This is a genomic window from Helicobacter pylori (assembly GCF_003637665.1).
In the GTDB taxonomy this organism is placed as follows: Bacteria; Campylobacterota; Campylobacteria; order Campylobacterales; family Helicobacteraceae; genus Helicobacter; species Helicobacter pylori_CK.
Genome location: NZ_MVWR01000001.1, coordinates 100,511 through 116,899 on the forward strand (window position 1 = coordinate 100,511; position 16,389 = coordinate 116,899).

Annotated in this window: 14 protein-coding genes and 1 tRNA gene; 10 read left to right on the top strand and 5 right to left on the bottom strand. The window is 40.0% G+C overall.

The features are described from left to right. The first annotated feature begins 49 nt into the window (after positions 1 to 49). The 5 genes from EAL49_RS00520 to msrB all read left to right on the top strand — a co-directional run bounded on the left by EAL49_RS00520 (position 50) and on the right by msrB (position 5,265). On the top strand, positions 50 to 1,213 hold the full coding sequence (locus EAL49_RS00520; protein ID WP_120828148.1) for a NifS family cysteine desulfurase: 1,164 nt from the start codon (positions 50 to 52) through the stop codon (positions 1,211 to 1,213). Positions 1,214 to 1,234: 21 nt separating this feature from the next. Continuing rightward, entirely contained in the window at positions 1,235 to 2,215 is a 981-nt protein-coding gene (locus EAL49_RS00525) for an iron-sulfur cluster assembly scaffold protein NifU (protein ID WP_001051976.1), read from the top strand. A 155-nt stretch (positions 2,216 to 2,370) separates the two neighbouring features. Further along, on the top strand, positions 2,371 to 2,604 hold the full coding sequence (locus EAL49_RS00530) for a ribbon-helix-helix domain-containing protein (protein ID WP_000415824.1): 234 nt from the start codon (positions 2,371 to 2,373) through the stop codon (positions 2,602 to 2,604). A gap of 111 nt (positions 2,605 to 2,715) precedes the next feature. After that, complete coding sequence (radA, locus tag EAL49_RS00535; RefSeq protein WP_162973056.1) at positions 2,716 to 4,062, top strand: DNA repair protein RadA; 1,347 nt, start codon at positions 2,716 to 2,718, stop codon at positions 4,060 to 4,062. A 123-nt stretch (positions 4,063 to 4,185) separates the two neighbouring features. Then, complete coding sequence (gene msrB, locus EAL49_RS00540; RefSeq protein WP_120828153.1) at positions 4,186 to 5,265, top strand: peptide-methionine (R)-S-oxide reductase MsrB; 1,080 nt, start codon at positions 4,186 to 4,188, stop codon at positions 5,263 to 5,265. Positions 5,266 to 5,635: 370 nt separating this feature from the next. Here msrB and EAL49_RS00550 read toward each other — a convergent pair whose 3' ends face one another. Next, positions 5,636 to 6,469 (bottom strand): sulfite exporter TauE/SafE family protein, encoded by an 834-nt coding sequence (locus EAL49_RS00550; RefSeq protein WP_120828155.1) that lies wholly within the window; start codon positions 6,467 to 6,469, stop codon positions 5,636 to 5,638. Positions 6,470 to 6,680: 211 nt separating this feature from the next. After that, complete coding sequence (hopM, locus tag EAL49_RS00555; RefSeq protein ID WP_276205816.1) at positions 6,681 to 8,762, bottom strand: Hop family outer membrane protein HopM/HopN; 2,082 nt, start codon at positions 8,760 to 8,762, stop codon at positions 6,681 to 6,683. 255 nt (positions 8,763 to 9,017) lie between these two features. On the opposite strand from hopM, the gene EAL49_RS00560 reads away from it, so the two are divergent. Continuing rightward, positions 9,018 to 10,175 (top strand): SulP family inorganic anion transporter, encoded by a 1,158-nt coding sequence (locus EAL49_RS00560; protein WP_162973057.1) that lies wholly within the window; start codon positions 9,018 to 9,020, stop codon positions 10,173 to 10,175. 33 nt (positions 10,176 to 10,208) lie between these two features. Here EAL49_RS00560 and EAL49_RS00565 read toward each other — a convergent pair. From EAL49_RS00565 to kdsB, 3 genes are all read right to left on the bottom strand, one after another. Further along, positions 10,209 to 10,283, bottom strand: a tRNA-Asn gene (locus EAL49_RS00565). Between the two features lie 127 nt (positions 10,284 to 10,410). After that, positions 10,411 to 11,874 carry a porin HopA gene (hopA, locus tag EAL49_RS00570; protein ID WP_120828159.1) on the bottom strand — a complete coding sequence of 488 codons (1,464 nt, stop codon included), beginning with the start codon at positions 11,872 to 11,874 and terminating at the stop codon, positions 10,411 to 10,413. Between the two features lie 194 nt (positions 11,875 to 12,068). Then, entirely contained in the window at positions 12,069 to 12,800 is a 732-nt protein-coding gene (gene kdsB, locus EAL49_RS00575) for a 3-deoxy-manno-octulosonate cytidylyltransferase (protein ID WP_120828161.1), read from the bottom strand. A 112-nt stretch (positions 12,801 to 12,912) separates the two neighbouring features. Between kdsB and dsbK the strand changes: the two genes are divergently transcribed. The 4 genes from dsbK to EAL49_RS00595 are packed head-to-tail and all read left to right on the top strand — an operon-like array spanning position 12,913 to position 16,109. After that, positions 12,913 to 13,710 carry a protein disulfide-isomerase DsbK gene (gene dsbK, locus EAL49_RS00580; RefSeq protein WP_000603211.1) on the top strand — a complete coding sequence of 266 codons (798 nt, stop codon included), beginning with the start codon at positions 12,913 to 12,915 and terminating at the stop codon, positions 13,708 to 13,710. 16 nt (positions 13,711 to 13,726) lie between these two features. After that, the gene (locus tag EAL49_RS00585; RefSeq protein WP_000743502.1) at positions 13,727 to 14,383 is read left to right on the top strand and encodes a UPF0323 family lipoprotein; all 657 of its coding nucleotides are present in this window, start codon (positions 13,727 to 13,729) and stop codon (positions 14,381 to 14,383) included. Positions 14,384 to 14,406: 23 nt separating this feature from the next. After that, positions 14,407 to 15,579, top strand: a complete 1,173-nt coding sequence (locus tag EAL49_RS00590) for a glutathionylspermidine synthase family protein (RefSeq protein WP_001921726.1) — start codon at positions 14,407 to 14,409, stop codon at positions 15,577 to 15,579. Beyond that, positions 15,579 to 16,109 carry a hypothetical protein gene (locus tag EAL49_RS00595; protein ID WP_120828163.1) on the top strand — a complete coding sequence of 177 codons (531 nt, stop codon included), beginning with the start codon at positions 15,579 to 15,581 and terminating at the stop codon, positions 16,107 to 16,109. The genes EAL49_RS00590 and EAL49_RS00595 overlap by 1 nt, the downstream gene beginning before the upstream one ends. The last annotated feature ends 280 nt before the right edge of the window (positions 16,110 to 16,389 follow it).

The following is a 16,389-nucleotide window of genomic DNA, read 5'->3' on the forward strand; positions in this document are numbered from 1 at the left end:
TAGACTTAGATAAGAAAATCTATGTAAAATTTTTGAGGAGAACACTCACTTGTTACAACGAATTTATTTAGACAATAACGCTACAACTAGGATTGACCCTAAAGTCAAAGAAATCATGGATCCTTTTTTAAGGGATCATTACGGGAATCCTAGCTCGTTGCACCAGTTTGGCACAGAAACCCACCCAGCCATTGCAGAAGCGCTAGATAAGCTTTATAAGGGCATTAACGCTAGGGATATAGATGATGTGATCATCACTTCTTGCGCGACAGAAAGCAATAATTGGGTTTTAAAGGGCGTGTATTTTGATGAATGCTTGAAAAAAGGCAAAAACCATATTATAACCACGGTTGCAGAGCATCCAGCGGTGCGATCCACTTGTAATTTTTTAGAAAGCTTGGGGGTAGAGGTTACTTACTTGCCCATTAATGAGCATGGGAGTATCACCGCAGATCAAGTCAAAGAAGCGATCACAGAAAAAACCGCTTTAGTGAGCGTGATGTGGGCGAATAATGAAACCGGTCTCATTTTCCCTATTGAAGAAATTGGGGCTATTTGTAAAGAAAAGGGCGTGTTGTTCCATACCGATGCGGTGCAAGCGATTGGTAAAATCCCTGTAGATGTGTTAAAAGCGAATGCGGATTTCCTTTCTTTTAGCGCGCACAAATTCCATGGACCTAAAGGCATTGGGGGGTTGTATATTAGAAGTGGGGTGGGATTGACCCCTCTTTTTCATGGCGGGGAGCATATGAATGGCAGGCGCAGCGGGACTTTGAATGTGCCTTATATTGTGGGCATGGGTGAAGCGATGAAATTAGCCGTAGAGCATTTAGACTATGAGAAAGAAGTGGTAGGGAAATTGCGCGACAAATTAGAAGAAGCGCTTTTGGAAATCCCTGATGTGATAGTGGTGGGCGATCGAGTCCATCGTGTGCCTAACACGACTTTAATCAGCGTGAGAGGGATTGAAGGAGAGGCCATGCTGTGGGATTTAAACCGCTCTAATATCGCCGCTTCCACAGGGAGCGCGTGCGCGAGTGAGGATTTAGAGGCTAATCCTGTAATGGTGGCGATTGGAGCGAGTAAGGAATTAGCTCATACCGCTATCAGGCTTTCATTGAGCCGTTTTAACACGGAAGCTGAAATTGATAAAACGATTGAAGTTTTCTCTCAAGCGGCTATAAGATTGAGAAACATTTCAAGCTCTTATTAAAAAGAATATAAAGGAATCAAAATGGCAAAACATGATTTAGTGGGTTCGGTTCTCTGGGATGCGTATTCTAAAGAAGTTCAAAGGCGCATGGACAACCCCACGCATTTAGGGGTCATCACCGAAGAGCAGGCTAAAGCCAAAGACGCTAAGCTCATTGTGGCGGATTATGGCGCAGAAGCATGCGGTGATGCGGTGAGGTTGTATTGGCTTGTAGATGAAAGCACGGATAGAATTGTTGACGCGAAGTTTAAAAGCTTTGGTTGCGGAACAGCGATCGCAAGCTCAGACATGATGGTAGAGTTGTGTTTGAATAAAAGAGTCCAAGATGCGGTAAAAATCACGAATTTAGATGTGGAAAGAGGCTTGAGAGACGATCCGGACACGCCGGCTGTCCCTGGGCAAAAAATGCACTGCTCGGTGATGGCGTATGATGTGATCAAAAAAGCTGCCGGCATGTATTTGGGGAAAAACGCTGAAGATTTTGAAGAAGAAATTATTGTGTGCGAGTGCGCTAGGGTGAGTTTAGGCACGATTAAAGAAGTGATTAGGCTCAATGATTTAAAAAGCGTTGAAGAAATCACTAACTACACCAAAGCCGGCGCGTTTTGTAAAAGCTGTGTGAGACCGGGAGGGCATGAAAAAAGGGATTATTACTTGGTGGATATTCTTAAAGAAGTGCGCGAAGAAATGGAAGCTGAAAAACTTAAAGCCGCTGCGAATAAATCCCAAAGCGGGGAATTGGCTTTTAGGGAAATGACTATGGTTCAAAAGATTAAAGCGGTGGATAAAGTCATAGATGAAAATATCCGCGCTATGCTTATGATGGATGGGGGGGATTTAGAGATTTTAGACATTAAAGAAAGCGATGATTACATTGATGTGTATATCCGCTACATGGGGGCATGCGATGGGTGCATGAGCGCGACTACCGGGACTTTATTTGCCATTGAAAACGCCTTGCAGGAATTATTGGATCGCAGTATCAGGGTGTTACCGATTTGATTTGTTCTTTTTAGGGGGTGAAGGCCTTTTTTGAGCGAAGCGCTAATAAACTCAAAATGAGGAATGATTAGTGCTTGCGACATTATTCATTATACGCTACTTTTATGCTAATATGCTATTTTGAAGCGATTTGCGATGATGATTGAAGGAACTTGATGGAAAAGACAGAAAACACAGATGAAACTCACTTAAGGGGAACTAAAAATAAACTAGGACGCAAACCAAAAGCAGACGCTAATAAAAAAACTCGTGCTGTAAGCTTGTATTTTTCTGATGAGCAATACCAAAAACTAGAGAAAATGGCTAACGAAGAAGAAGAAAGCGTCGGATCTTATATCAAACGCTATATTTTGAAGGCTTTAAGAAAAATAGAGCAAAATGGTGCTTGATAATTTTTTAACTTGGTTTTAGTTTAGCTTTATGAGTTTTGCTATAAAACAAAACCAAAACTCCGTTTTTATCTGGTCTTTAGTTGTGTGATTTTAAAAAAGAGTGGTATTTTGGCTAAAAAAACTTCTTTATTTGAGTGTCAGCATTGTGGTTTTACAAGCCCTAAGTGGCTGGGCAAGTGCATTCAATGCAACACATGGGAGAGTTTTATAGAATTGAACCAAGCCCAAAAGGAAGTTTTACACGCGCTTAAAAAACCGCTCCCACAAGTGCAAAAAAGCGTTTCTATCGCTGCAATTGAGCATGAAGAAGTCATCAAGTTTTCTTCTACTCAAAGCGAATTGGATATTGTTTTAGGTGGGGGGATCGCTAAAGGAGGGTTGTATTTAGTGGGGGGGAGTCCTGGGGTGGGGAAATCCACTCTGCTTTTAAAAGTGGCTTCTGGCTTGGCCAAAAACCAGCAAAAGGTTTTGTATGTGAGCGGGGAAGAGAGCTTGAGCCAGATTAGAATGCGCGCCACTAGATTGGATTGCATAGAAAAAGAATTGTATCTGCTCAATGAAATCAATTGGCCTGTGATTAAGGCTAATATAGAAAGCGAAAATTATTTTGCTTGCGTGATTGATTCCATTCAAACGCTTTATTCGCCAGAGATTTCTTCAGCGCCCGGCTCTATTTCGCAAGTGCGAGAGATCACTTTTGAGCTCATGCGTTTGGCAAAAACAAGAGATATTGCTATTTTTATCATCGGTCATATCACTAAAGAAGGGAGCATTGCAGGCCCTAGAGTGCTAGAGCATATGGTGGATAGCGTGCTGTATTTTGAAGGCGATCCGAGTAGGGAATTAAGGATTTTAAGGAGTTTTAAAAACCGCTTTGGCCCTACGAGTGAGATTGGGTTGTTTGAAATGAAAGAGCAGGGTTTGGTGAGCGCTAAAGAAGCTTCAAGCTTGTTTTTTTCCAAAGAAGAGCCTATGGAAGGGAGTGCCATTACCATTACTTTAGAAGGCTCAAGGGCGTTGATTTTAGAAATTCAGGCGTTGGTGAGCGAATGCAGTTTTGGAGCGCCCAAACGATTGGCGAACGGGTTTGACACCAACCGCCTTAACATGCTCATTGCTTTGTTGGAAAAAAAGCTAGAAATCCCCTTAAACCGCCATGATGTGTTTATTAATGTGAGTGGGGGTATTAAGATTAGCGAGCCGGCTTGCGATTTGGCGGTCATTGCCAGCATCCTTTCAAGTTTTAAAAACAGAAAAATTGACAATAAGACCGCTTTTTTGGGTGAAGTGAGTTTGAATGGCAGGATTTTAGAAGCCCCTAATTTGAACGTCAGATTGAAAGAAATGGAAAATTACGGCTTTTTAAAAGCCATTTTGCCTAAAAAACCCAGTCAAAAAACCTCTATCAAATGCTATGAAGCCAATGCGGTAGGCAAGATTGTTGAATGGATGTGATTTTAAATTTTGTTACCTAATAGAACAGAGCCTTATTAAAATTTAAACTCAATTTAAAGAACAACTACCATTTTTTTTAGTTATAATGGCAGACACCATTAAAATTAAAACAAAGGTTATTCAATGAAAGTATTATCTTACTTGAAAAGTTTTTATCTTTTTTTAGCGATAGGAGCAATTATGCAAGCGAATGAAAACATGGGATCTCAACACCAAAAAACCGATGAAAGAGTGATTTATCTGGCTGGGGGGTGCTTTTGGGGGCTAGAGGCGTATATGGAGAGGATTTATGGCGTTATAGACGCAAGCTCTGGTTACGCTAATGGCAAGACTTCAAACACGAATTATGAAAAGTTGCATGAGAGCGATCATGCTGAAAGCGTGAAAGTGGTCTATGATCCTAAAAAAATCAGTTTGGACAAATTGCTACGCTATTATTTTAAGGTGATTGATCCGGTGAGCGTGAACAAGCAGGGTAATGATGTGGGCAGGCAGTATCGCACAGGGATTTATTATGTCAATAGCGCGGATAAAGAAGTGATAGACAACGCCTTAAAAGCGTTACAAAAAGAAGTGAAAGGCAAAATCGCCATTGAGGTAGAACCCTTAAAAAATTATGTGAGAGCTGAAGAATACCACCAAGATTATTTAAAAAAACACCCTGGTGGTTATTGCCATATTGATTTGAAAAAGGCGGATGAAGTGATTGTAGATAGCGATAAATACACCAAACCCAGCGATGAAGTTTTAAAGAAAAAACTCACCAAACTCCAGTATGAGGTGACTCAAAACAAACACACTGAGAAACCCTTTGAAAACGAGTATTACAACAAAGAAGAAGAGGGCATTTATGTGGATATTACCACAGGCGAGCCGTTATTTTCTTCAGCGGATAAATACGACTCTGGTTGCGGGTGGCCAAGCTTTTCTAAGCCCATCAATAAAGATGTGGTGAAATACGAAGACGATGAGAGCCTTAACAGGAAACGCATTGAAGTATTGAGCCGTATTGGTAAGGCGCATTTAGGGCATGTGTTTAACGATGGGCCCAAAGAATTAGGGGGCTTAAGGTATTGCATCAACAGTGCGGCTTTAAGGTTTATCCCCTTAAAAGACATGGAAAAAGAGGGCTATGGCGAGTTTATCCCTTATATCAAAAAGGGTGAATTGAAAAAATACATCCAGGATAAAAAAACGCATTAAGGGGTAATGACTAAGCCCCATAATGGGGGTTAAAATGGGGGGTTAAAGCGTTTGGGTTGTCTTAAACGCTAAAAACCGCCTTAAATAATTCATTTTTTGATTACTCTTACTTTGAAAACATTCTTTTTTAAGTTTTATGGTTTTGTTCTCATCAAATAAGGATAACTAAAACTTTTTACTTTTTTAAAAATAGGGTTTTTAATTTTATTTTTTGTTTCAAACTCATTTTTTAAGGGGGTAGGGGGTATCCCATTACAACCCCCAACTAATTTCCCCTAACCCTAAAGAAGCACTTTTTAAGAGATTATCGCTTGCTCATGAAAGCTTTTTGGTATTAATTTTAAAAATGCCCTTGAGCGTTTTTAGATTTTTACCCCATAATGAGCTTGTGTAAAGTCGCTAAAATGCTTAAAGCATAAATGAGGAGCAACAGGATTTTATGCACCTTTTCATTAGCCAAAGCAATGAGCTTAATGCCAATGCCCACGCCTAAAAACGCTCCAATGCCGGTAATCACCCCTGCTTGAACGCTTATATCATCAAGAACCTTCCCGTTATAAAGAGAAATGACCCCAGATAAAGAAGCGAACACCACAAAAAATAGCCCCAAAGGCACGATTTTTTTAGAATCGTATTTCAAAAAATAGCCCAAAAACGGCACCATTAAAATCCCTCCACCCATGCCTAGCGGGATAGAAAAGATGCCGGTAACAAAACCGGCGAGCATCAAAACCCCATGCGTCCTATCCATAGACACAAAAGGGATTGCGCGCTTTTTTTCTGGCATTTTGTTATTCGCATGCAAATCAAAATGCATTTCTTCAAAATGCTTGGGCTGTTTGTTGCTAGAAAAAGCGTATTTGATAAAGGTATAACACACCACCACCACAAACACAGCCATTAAAATCTTATCGTTAATGATTTTTAAGATAAAGCTCCCTAAAATCGCCCCCATCAGCCCTCCAAGCGCAGCAAATGAGCCTTCTTTCAAGTCCAATAAGCCCTTTTTGTAATTGATAATAGAGCCTACCACTGAAGAAAAAAGCATTTGCATGAGCGAAATCCCCACCGCATGGCTATAACTAAAATGGGCAAAAATCGCGCTAGGGACGACAATCTCCCCCCCACCAATACCAAAAAACCCAGCGGTAATGCCGGTAAATAGCCCCACAAGAGCCAAAATAAACGCTGTTGATTCTTCCATGAAAAACTCCCTAAATTTTAAATTATTACTTTATCAAAAAAGAGTAGTAATCTTTAAAAAATTTTTCTTTAATTTTAAAAAATAGGGTTTTGATTGCTTTGCACTATCGCTTAAGATCGCTTTTAAGAAGTTATCGCTTGACTTATGGTTAAGTTCTTTAATCTTTAAAATGCCTTTAAATATTTTAATCAAGCCCCCTTTTTAAAGAGCTTTAGTAAGCGAACACATAGTTTAAGAAAAGGCTATACATCCTTCTGTATTCTAGTTTCGCGCCCATGAAAGAATAGTAAGTTGTGTTAATGGTAGGGATTTTAAAACCTAATTCAATGCCATGCTGAGCGGCATGATCGCTGTCTTTTTTCTTAGGTCTAGCAAGATTCATTCTTATACCCAAATCAAACAAAAATTGGAAATTAGAAGTGCTGACTTTAGCGTTATAAATGCCATTCATCATGGTCAAATTCACTTGTTGGGAATTAAGCCACGAAGTCCCGGCTAACGCAAAGCCACCAAAAAGCCCCACAGAAAGCTTGTTGTTCTTGCCTAAGAAATTGGTGTTTTTGTCGTTGATGAAGTTATAAAGAGCGTCCATGCCCACGCCATAAGTCCACACATCAGAAGCGGAATTGAAAAAGTTAGATTTGATAAAAGCGTGGTTGTAGTCAAAAAAGCCGTAATATCTTAACCCGCACCTTCTTTTTTTACCAAAGAATTGTTTGTATCCCACTTGCACGCCAATGCCGTTCATCGCACCGTTGTTGTTTTGATAGTCAATCACGCCGATGCGTCTAAAGGGGTTTTTGCCCAATTCTTGCCTAATGGTTTGGAGCTGGTCGTATTTGTTAGTATCCAAAGAATAAGTGAGCAAGCCTTCTGGGGAATTAGGGTTTTGAGTTGCATGCGTCATGTTTTGGAGGGACTTAGCGTTAGGCAAATGAGAAATACCGCTATTGATCGCTTTTGAGTCTTTGTTTAGAGTGCTAAGGGCTTCTTTAAAATTCAAAATGGTTTGAGCCAAAGCTTTTTCTTGATTGACCTGGTTGCCATAGTAAGCGGTGTGTTGCTCTAAAGAATTGAGAGTCTCTTTCACAAACGCGCAACCTGAACCCCAAGTGCTACTATTAATCACGCCAGCCGATCCTGCTTTACATTCTTCTAGATCGCTTTGGATAGGCCCTTGAATGCTGTGGAAATTGTTCGCTACTTGTTGGGCTAGGCTTAAAATCTCTGCTTGAGCGTTAGCTCTGTTGAGCATTTCTTGAGCGAATTGCTTATTTTGAGAAGTGTAGGGGTTGAAATTGTTGGGTTGCGTGATTTGGGTGTTTTCATTAGCGTTGAGTTGTTGGGTTTTTTCTAGGGCGGTTTGAGCGTTTTTAATCATTTCTTGGATAGCGCTAAAAGAAGGGCCAAAAATATCCACCACATTCCCAGGTGTAGAGCTCAACCCCCACGCTTTACCGCCATTGCTTGTTTGCACATGCGGTTTTTGGGTGGTAAGGACTTGCATGATGATACTAGCTTGTTGTAAAAGGTATCCAGCGTCATTCTTGTATTTCAATTGTATTGTAGGCGAGAATGCTGATCCGCCTGAATAAGAGGTTGGAATCTCTTTTCCGTTCTCCGTATAATAATGCTCTATGATATTGTTTTGTGTGGTGGTTTTATAATTGGTTTGTTGTATGTTGACCACCCCTGTTTTAGTGGTGTCATTCAAGGCAGGCATACCACCCCCTTGATGTTGGTTTAAAGCGGTTTGGATGATTTGATAGGCTTGGTTGAGTTTTTGGTATTCTTCAATGGATAGAATGCCATTGGGGCCTGTCCCGTATGCTTGATTGCAAGTGGTGGTTGTCCCATTAAGGGCTGGTGTGTTGCCAAACGATTGATAGCTTTGATTATTAGTAGGGCCTGGGCCACAGCCAATAAAAAGGGCTATAGTTTGCCACATGCCCACAGCGGCATTGAGCGCTAAAGCCACGGCTTGATAGGCTGGGGAAGTGGTGGTGCCGCTAGTGAGATTAATCGCGCTTGAGCTTAAATTGTCAATCGCACCCGTGATTGCACTCGGTGTGCTGGCTAGATTGACTAAGGAGTTTAGGTAGTTGTATTGGTTTAAAAGGTTGCTTAAGTTATCGTATCTGTCTGCAAGATTTTGCAATGCTCCAGTGTTTTTCACTTTTTGAACCGCTTCACCGATTTGATAGCCCACACTCATATAAAATCCGTCATCTTCAGCCCTTGATAATGAAGCCATGAGAGAAAGAGAGAGTAAGAGGGATTTTTTGATTTTCATGTTTTCTCCTTTTATTAGATTTTTGTTGGTTTCGCATTCCCATGATAGCCATGTTTATGAAATTTCGCCATTTTACCATAAAATGCTTATTCTTAACTTAAAATTTATATTTTGAAAAAAAAAAAAAAACAATTTTAAGTATTTTTTATAATAAAATATCATATAGCTTGATTTAAGAAAAGGGATTTTATCCGGTTTGAAATTGGTTTTTAAATCTTTGGTTACAATCAAGCCATTCTAATGGGAAAGAAAGGCATGTTGGAAAAGATACAAAAAGAATGGTTGAGCAACGTTCAAAAAGATTTGTTGTCTGGTTTTGTGGTGGGGCTTTCTGTGATCCCAGAGACCGCCGGCTTTGCGATCATGGTGGGTTTAGATGTGGGCGTGGCGTTTTATACGACTTTTTATATGGCTTTTGTTTTGTCTTTTTTTGGGGCTAGAAAGGCGATGATTAGTGCAGCGGCCGGCTCAGTGGCGCTCATTTTAGTGGGTGTGGTCAAAAACTACGGGCTTGAATATGCAGGCGTGGCGACTTTAATGACAGGAATGTTGCAAATCCTTTTAGGCTATTTGAAAATAGGGAATCTTTTGAGATTTATCCCGCAATCAGTGATGTATGGCTTTGTGAATGCATTAGGTCTTTTGCTTTTAAAAGAGCAATTCAAATTCCTTCAAAACCAAAATTTAGGGGTGTTTGTGTTGCTTTTTATAGGGATATTGATCATTTATTTATTCCCTTTAATCACTAAAAAAATCCCCTCTAATTTAATTTGTATTCTTGCAATCAGCGCGATCGCTTTGATTTTTGATGTGCATGCACCGAATTTGGGGAGCATTGAGCAAGGGGTTTCAGGCTTTCATTTTCTCATCATCCCCAAAAATTTGGATTTTAAAATCGTTATAGAATTGTTGCCTTACGCTCTTTCTTTAGCGCTAGTTGGCACGATAGAAAGTTTATTGACGGCTAAAACTTTAGACATTATTTTAAAAGATGGCGTGAGCGATAAAAACAAAGAAACTAAAGCGCAAGGCTTGGGGAATGTGATCTCAGGGCTTTTAGGGGGAATGACAGGGTGCGCTCTAGTGGGGCAGTCTATCATTAACGCAAAATCCGGCGCTAGCACAAGGCTTTCTACTTTTTTTGCCGGCTTTTCTTTAATGGTGTTAGTGTTAGCGTTTAATGAATATGTGGTTAAGATCCCCATTGTGGCGGTTGTGGCGGTGATGGTGATGATTTCTTTCACCACTTTTAATTTCCAATCCGTTATGAACATTAAAAAAATCAAGCTCTATGACACGCTGAACATGCTCTTAGTCGTGGCGGTGGTTTTATACACGCATAATTTAGCGATAGGGGTTGTGGTGGGGGTTTTAGTCAATGCGTTATGGATCAAATCCAAAGGGATTGCGTGAATTTTTGCTATAAAAAAAGATGAGTTAAAAGTATGGCTCCAGATGTAGGATTCGAACCTACGACCAAGCGGTTAACAGCCGCCTACTCTACCGCTGAGCTAATCTGGAATTTCGCTCAAAAATAAAAAGAAATTTTAGTGTGTTTTTTGTAAAAAGTCAAGTAAAATGATGCCATTATTCATTGAGAGCCAAAAAATTGGCTTTGTCCTCATTAATAATGAGAACTGATTCAATATCAATAAGCCAAAACATAATTGAAATACACGCTATAAAGTCTTCTATAGGCTAATTTAGCGCCCATGAAAGAATAGTAATTGGTGTTGATCGTGGGGATTTTCACGCCTAATTCAATGCCATGATGGATCCCTTGAAGCCTTAAACCGGTGTTGAACAAGAATTGGAAATTGGTGTTGTTGATTTTGGCGTTGTAGGCGCTATTGGTGATTTTTAAATTCGCAGATTGGTTATTAAGCCATGTCGTTCCCGCTAATGCGATGCCCCCAAAAATGCCAAAAGAGACTTTGCGGTTTCGATCGGATCCGCCATTGATGAAGTTCAATAAAAGATCACTGCCCGCGCCATAAGTGAAAACATTGGAAGCGGAGTTAAAAAAGTTGGATTTGATATACGCATAGTTGTAATCAAAAAAGCCATAATACCGGATCCCAAAAAATTTATTTTTCCCAAAGAATTGCTTATAGCCTAATTGCACGCCCACGCCATTCATCGCCCCGTTATTGCTTTGAGAGTTGATTAAACCCACGCTTCTAAAGGGGTTATGGCCAAACTCTTTGGTGGTGGTTTGGAATTGAGAATATTGGGTTTCGTTGAGAGAATAACTATAGCTAGACCGGCTCACCAAACTTTGAAACCCTTTAGAATTAGGCGTTTTTTGAATGGTGTTATAGATGGTTTCTAAATTATCCCCTTTGAGATAAGAGATAGTGTCATTAATAACGCTTGAGACTTGATTAAGGTTTTTATTGAAATCAGCGTTGTTAAACGCGTTTTGTTGGTTTTGGGGCTGGCTTGGGTCGGTTCTTCTGAATTGCTCGGCGGCTTTTTTAGCGCTATCAATCATGCTATTGATGGCGTTAAAGGTGTTGTCAAAAATAGCGCATGCGTTCCCGCTTGCATTAATGCCCCATGGTGTGCCATTGCCTCCATCTATTCCTGGACATTGGCTTTGAAGGGTGCTAATAATGGTTTTAGCGTCATCTAAAAGTTTTGAGGCATCATTATCAATGGTGGTATTATTGTTGGCTGTATTTTTATTTTCTAGGGTGTTTTGGAGCAATTGAGAAGTCGCTTTGAGTTTTTCGTATTCGCTAGAAGATAGCGAGTTATTGGCTAAATTAGAGGCGATCACTTGCCACATGCCCACCGCAGAGCTGAGCGCTGAGGACACGGCTTGATTAGCGGTATTAGGGGTCGTTTTCAATCGGCTAGCGGTCTCTTTTAGATTGTCAATCGCTTGAGCGGTGCTTGAATCAGTGTTAGAGGCCGTTTGTTTGAGTTCGTTATAGCGGGTTAAAAGGTTGTCCAAGTTTTCGTAAGCGTTGGAGACTTTTTGGATTTCGCCGGTGTTTTTCACCATTTGCGCGGCTTCGCCGATCTGATAGCCCACGCTCATATAAGCGCCGTCATCTTCAGCGAAGAGCGATGACACCATGAGAGAAAGTAAAATCGTTTTTTTCATAAAATGTTCCTTAAAGTAATGTTTTATTTGTAAAATCGTATCAAATTGAGACTTTATTTACAATGCGTTTGAAAGTATGCCATAAAATTATTGAATTTTTAATAAAATTGGGCAAAAATTAAGAAATTTTGCTTTGTTTTTGGATTTAAAAAAAGGTTTTTGATAGTGAAAAATGTTTTAAGTATTTTTAAATTTCACCGCTTAAGGAGATTAGGGCTAAAAATTTTCAAAGCGTTTTGCAAATCTTCTTTGGTGTCAATGCCTATGCTTTCACTTTGAACGATTTTTACTAGAATCTTTTTTTGATAATACAAAGCCCTTAATTGCTCTAATTTTTCTGTATCCTCTAAAACGCAAGGTTTTAAAGTGCATAGTTCTTCTAATATTTCTTTATTGTGGAAGCCATAAATACCGATATGCCCTAAAAGGGGGGTTTGGCGTTTCGCATCAAAATCTCGTAAAAAGGGGATAAGGGAGCGCGAAAAATACAAGGCGTTATTTTGGCTATCTAAAACCACCTTGACTAAATTGGGGCTTTTGGCTTGTTCTTCATCAATGACTTTGGCGCAAGTCGCCATGAAAGGGGCGTTTTGGGTGGCTTCTAGTAAGGCTAAAATGACTTCTTTTTCTAAAAAAGGCTCATCGCCTTGCAAGTTTAAAACCCTTTCATCGTTTTTTAACCCTAAAATTTGAGCCGCTTCCAAACAGCGTTCCGTGCCGCTATTATGGTGTTTGGAGGTTAGCACCGCTTTAATGCGGAATTTTTGGCACGCTTTCATGATGCTTTCATCATCGCAAGCGACTACGCATTCATCTACTAGATTCGCATTTTTAGCGCAACGCACTACCATAGGCAAGCCAAAAATATCTTCTAGCACTTTATTTTCAAAACGACTGGATTTTAATCTGGCAGGAATGATAATCATCTTTAAACCTTTTAAGCCTTTATGAAAATAGGGGATTTTATGGTATTATACCCATTAAAAGCTTATTCCTTTTATTACTAGGGATTTAGGCTATTGAACTTTAGGAGTTTTAATGATATTAAGAGCGAGTGTGTTGAGCGCGTTACTTCTTGTAGGCTTAGGGGCAGCCCCTAAACATTCAGTTTCAGCTAATGACAAACGGATGCAGGATAATTTAGTGAGCGTGATTGAAAAACAGACCAATAAAAAGGTGCGTATTTTAGAAATCAAACCTTTAAAATCCAGTCAGGATTTAAAAATGGTCGTTATTGAAGATCCGGACACTAAATACAATATCCCGCTCGTAGTGAGTAAGGATGGCAATTTAATCATAGGGCTTAGCAATATCTTTTTTAGCAATAAAAGCGAAGATGTGCAATTAGTCGCAGAAACCAATCAAAAAATCCAAGCCCTTAACGCTACCCAGCAAAACAGCGCGAAATTGAACGCTATTTTTAATGAAATACCGGCTGATTATGCGATAGAGTTGCCCTCTACTAACGCTAAAAATAAGGATAAAATCCTTTATATTGTTTCTGATCCCATGTGTCCGCATTGCCAAAAAGAGCTCACTAAACTCAGGGATCACTTAAAAGAAAACACCGTGAGAATGGTTGTAGTGGGGTGGCTTGGAGTCAATTCAGCTAAAAAAGCGGCTTTGATCCAAGAAGAAATGGCGAAAGCTAGGGCTAGGGGAGCGAGCGTGGAAGATAAAATCTCTATTCTTGAAAAGATTTATTCCACCCAATACGATATTAACGCTCAAAAAGAGCCTGAAGATTTGCGCACTAAAGTGGAAAATACCACTAAAAAGATTTTTGAATCTGGCGTGATTAAGGGTGTGCCTTTCTTATACCATTATAAGGCATGATATAAAGGCTACTCTCATGAAAAAACCCTACAGAAAGATTTCTGATTATGCGATCGTGGGTGGTTTGAGCGCGTTAGTGATGGTAAGCATTGTGGGGTGTAAGAGCAATGCCGATGACAAACCAAAAGAGCAAAGCTCTTTAAGTCAAAGCGTTCAAAAAGGCGCGTTTGTGATTTTAGAAGAGCAAAAGGATAAATCTTACAAGGTTGTTGAGGAATACCCCAGTTCAAGAACCCACATTATAGTGCGCGATTTGCAAGGCAATGAACGCGTGTTGAGCAATGAAGAGATTCAAAAGCTCATCAAAGAAGAAGAAGCCAAAATTGATAACGGCACGAGCAAGCTTATCCAGCCTAATAATGGAGGGAGTGGAGGGAGTAATGAAGGCTCAGGCTTTGGCTTGGGGAGCGCGATTTTAGGGAGCGCGGCGGGGGCGATTTTAGGGAGTTATATTGGCAATAAGCTTTTCAATAACCCTAATTATCAGCAAAACGCCCAACGGACCTACAAATCCCCACAAGCTTACCAACGCTCTCAAAATTCCTTTTCTAAAAGTGCGCCCAGTGCTTCAAGCATGGGCACAGCGAGTAAGGGACAGAGCGGGTTTTTTGGCTCTAGTAGGCCTACTAGTTCGCCTGCGGTAAGCTCTGGGACAAGGGGCTTTAACTCATAATTTAATCTATTTAAGGCTAAAAAATGCAAGTGATTCCTTTAAAACCTTTAGACAATAAGACCTTAGAAGAAATCGGCTTAGATTGGCACACGAATGACGACATGTCGTCTTATATCGCTGATGAAATGGTGGTTGTTTCTCAAAAAGAAGCGGACGCTTATTATGACGCTTGTAATGAGCTTTATGACATGTTTGTAGAGACGGCTGAAGAGGCTATTAAAAACGATCGCTTTTTTGAATTGGATATTCCTAACGCGCTCATTCCTATGATCAAACAGAGTTTTGAAGAAGAAGTGCATTGGCATATTTACGGGCGTTTTGATTTAGCCGGGGGGCTTGATGGCAAGCCTATTAAATTACTGGAATTTAACGCTGATACCCCCACCATGCTCTATGAAACGGCGCTGATTCAATGGGCGTTACTCAAAGCCAATGGCTATGATGAAAACAAGCAATTCAACAACCTTTATGAAGCGCTTGGCGAGAATTTTAAACGCATGGTCACTTTAGGCGAAGACACGAGTCGTTTTGAGGAAATGTATGAGGGGTGGAAAATCCTTTTTTCAAGCGTTAGGGGGAATATTGAAGAAGAGCGCACCATGCGTTTTTTGCAAGACGCTGCTCAGAGCGTGGGGTTTGAAACGGATTTTTCTTACATTGATGAGGTGGAATTCAATATAGAAGAGGGCGTGTTTAAAAACGGCTTGAATTATGAGTTTTTATTCAAACTAATCCCATGGGAAAACATCGCTATTGATGAGCCAGAATTGGCCCTTTTGATGCAAGGCATGATGGAAAATAAAAACACGATTTTCTTAAACCCCGCTTACACGATCCTTTTCCAATCCAAGCGTTTTTTAAAACTTTTATGGGACAGATACCCCAACCACCCCTTATTGTTAGAAACGAGCTATGAACCTTTAGCCAATAAAAAGCAAATCAAAAAAGTGGCTTTTGGTAGGGAAGGGGCGAATAGTGAAATCTTTGAAGCTTCCATGCAATCGCTTTTGAAAACGGACGGCGTTTATTCTAACCACAAACCCGTTTATCAAGAGTTTTACGAGCTCAATTCGCATAACGGGTTGTATTATCAGCCTAATGTGTTTTTTGCTTATGAATCTTGCGCGCTAGGGTTTAGAAAAGGGGGGTTGATCTTGGATAATTTTTCAAAATTCGTGAGCCACAGGTTGCAATAATGGTTGCAACGATGCGTTATTTTCACGTCTATGCGACCACTTTTTTCTTCCCTTTGGCGCTTCTTTTTGCGGTTAGCGGGCTTTCATTGCTCTTTGGGGTGCGCCAAGACACTGGCGCTACGATCAAAGAGTGGGTTTTAGAAAAATCCTTAAAAAAAGAAGAACGATTGGATTTTTTGAAAGACTTTATAAAAGAAAACCATATCGCTATGCCTAAAAAGATAGAGCCTAGAGAGCATAGGGGAGCGTTAGTCATTGGCACGCCTTTGTATGAAATCAACCTTGAAACTAAAGGCGACCAAACAAAAATCAAAACCATTGAAAGGGGCTTTTTAGGCGCACTCATCATGTTGCATAAGGCTAAGGTGGGCGTTGTGTTTAAGGCGCTTTTGGGGATTTTTTGCGTGTTTTTATTATTGTTTTATTTGAGCGCGTTTTTAATGGTGGCTTTTAAGGACACTAAACGCATGTTTATAAGCGTTTTGATAGGGAGTGTGGTGTTCTTTGGAGCGATCTATTGGTCTTTGTAGGGTTTAAATATTAGCTCTGTTTTGGATATTGGTTATGAAATCTAAAAAATACCTTTGGGTGTTTTGACAACCAAAATAAAAAAGCTTGCGTAAGCGATAATTTCTCATAACGCGCTCTTAGGGGGTTAGGGGGATTTTAAAAAAGGGGGTTGTAGGGGAATGATTTCAAAATACCCCTTATCCTTTTATGAGTTTTAAAAACCCCATTTTTTAAAAAATTAAAGAATAACTAAACCAACAAACCCCTAAAACTCTATCTTTAAACTAAAAGCGTTTTTAT

What these genes read in the sequence shown, in the direction of transcription:
- EAL49_RS00550 (WP_120828155.1), bottom strand. Translation starts at nt 6,469, where the DNA reads ATGGAAGAATCAACAGCGTTTATTTTGGCTCTTGTGGGGCTATTTACC.
- EAL49_RS00585 (WP_000743502.1), top strand. Translation starts at nt 13,727, where the DNA reads ATGAAAAAACCCTACAGAAAGATTTCTGATTATGCGATCGTGGGTGGT.
- hopM (WP_276205816.1), bottom strand. Translation starts at nt 8,762, where the DNA reads ATGAAAATCAAAAAATCCCTCTTACTCTCTCTTTCTCTCATGGCTTCA.
- kdsB (WP_120828161.1), bottom strand. Translation starts at nt 12,800, where the DNA reads ATGATTATCATTCCTGCCAGATTAAAATCCAGTCGTTTTGAAAATAAA.
- hopA (WP_120828159.1), bottom strand. Translation starts at nt 11,874, where the DNA reads ATGAAAAAAACGATTTTACTTTCTCTCATGGTGTCATCGCTCTTCGCT.
- dsbK (WP_000603211.1), top strand. Translation starts at nt 12,913, where the DNA reads ATGATATTAAGAGCGAGTGTGTTGAGCGCGTTACTTCTTGTAGGCTTA.
- EAL49_RS00525 (WP_001051976.1), top strand. Translation starts at nt 1,235, where the DNA reads ATGGCAAAACATGATTTAGTGGGTTCGGTTCTCTGGGATGCGTATTCT.
- EAL49_RS00590 (WP_001921726.1), top strand. Translation starts at nt 14,407, where the DNA reads ATGCAAGTGATTCCTTTAAAACCTTTAGACAATAAGACCTTAGAAGAA.
- EAL49_RS00530 (WP_000415824.1), top strand. Translation starts at nt 2,371, where the DNA reads ATGGAAAAGACAGAAAACACAGATGAAACTCACTTAAGGGGAACTAAA.
- msrB (WP_120828153.1), top strand. Translation starts at nt 4,186, where the DNA reads ATGAAAGTATTATCTTACTTGAAAAGTTTTTATCTTTTTTTAGCGATA.
- EAL49_RS00560 (WP_162973057.1), top strand. Translation starts at nt 9,018, where the DNA reads ATGTTGGAAAAGATACAAAAAGAATGGTTGAGCAACGTTCAAAAAGAT.
- EAL49_RS00595 (WP_120828163.1), top strand. Translation starts at nt 15,579, where the DNA reads ATGGTTGCAACGATGCGTTATTTTCACGTCTATGCGACCACTTTTTTC.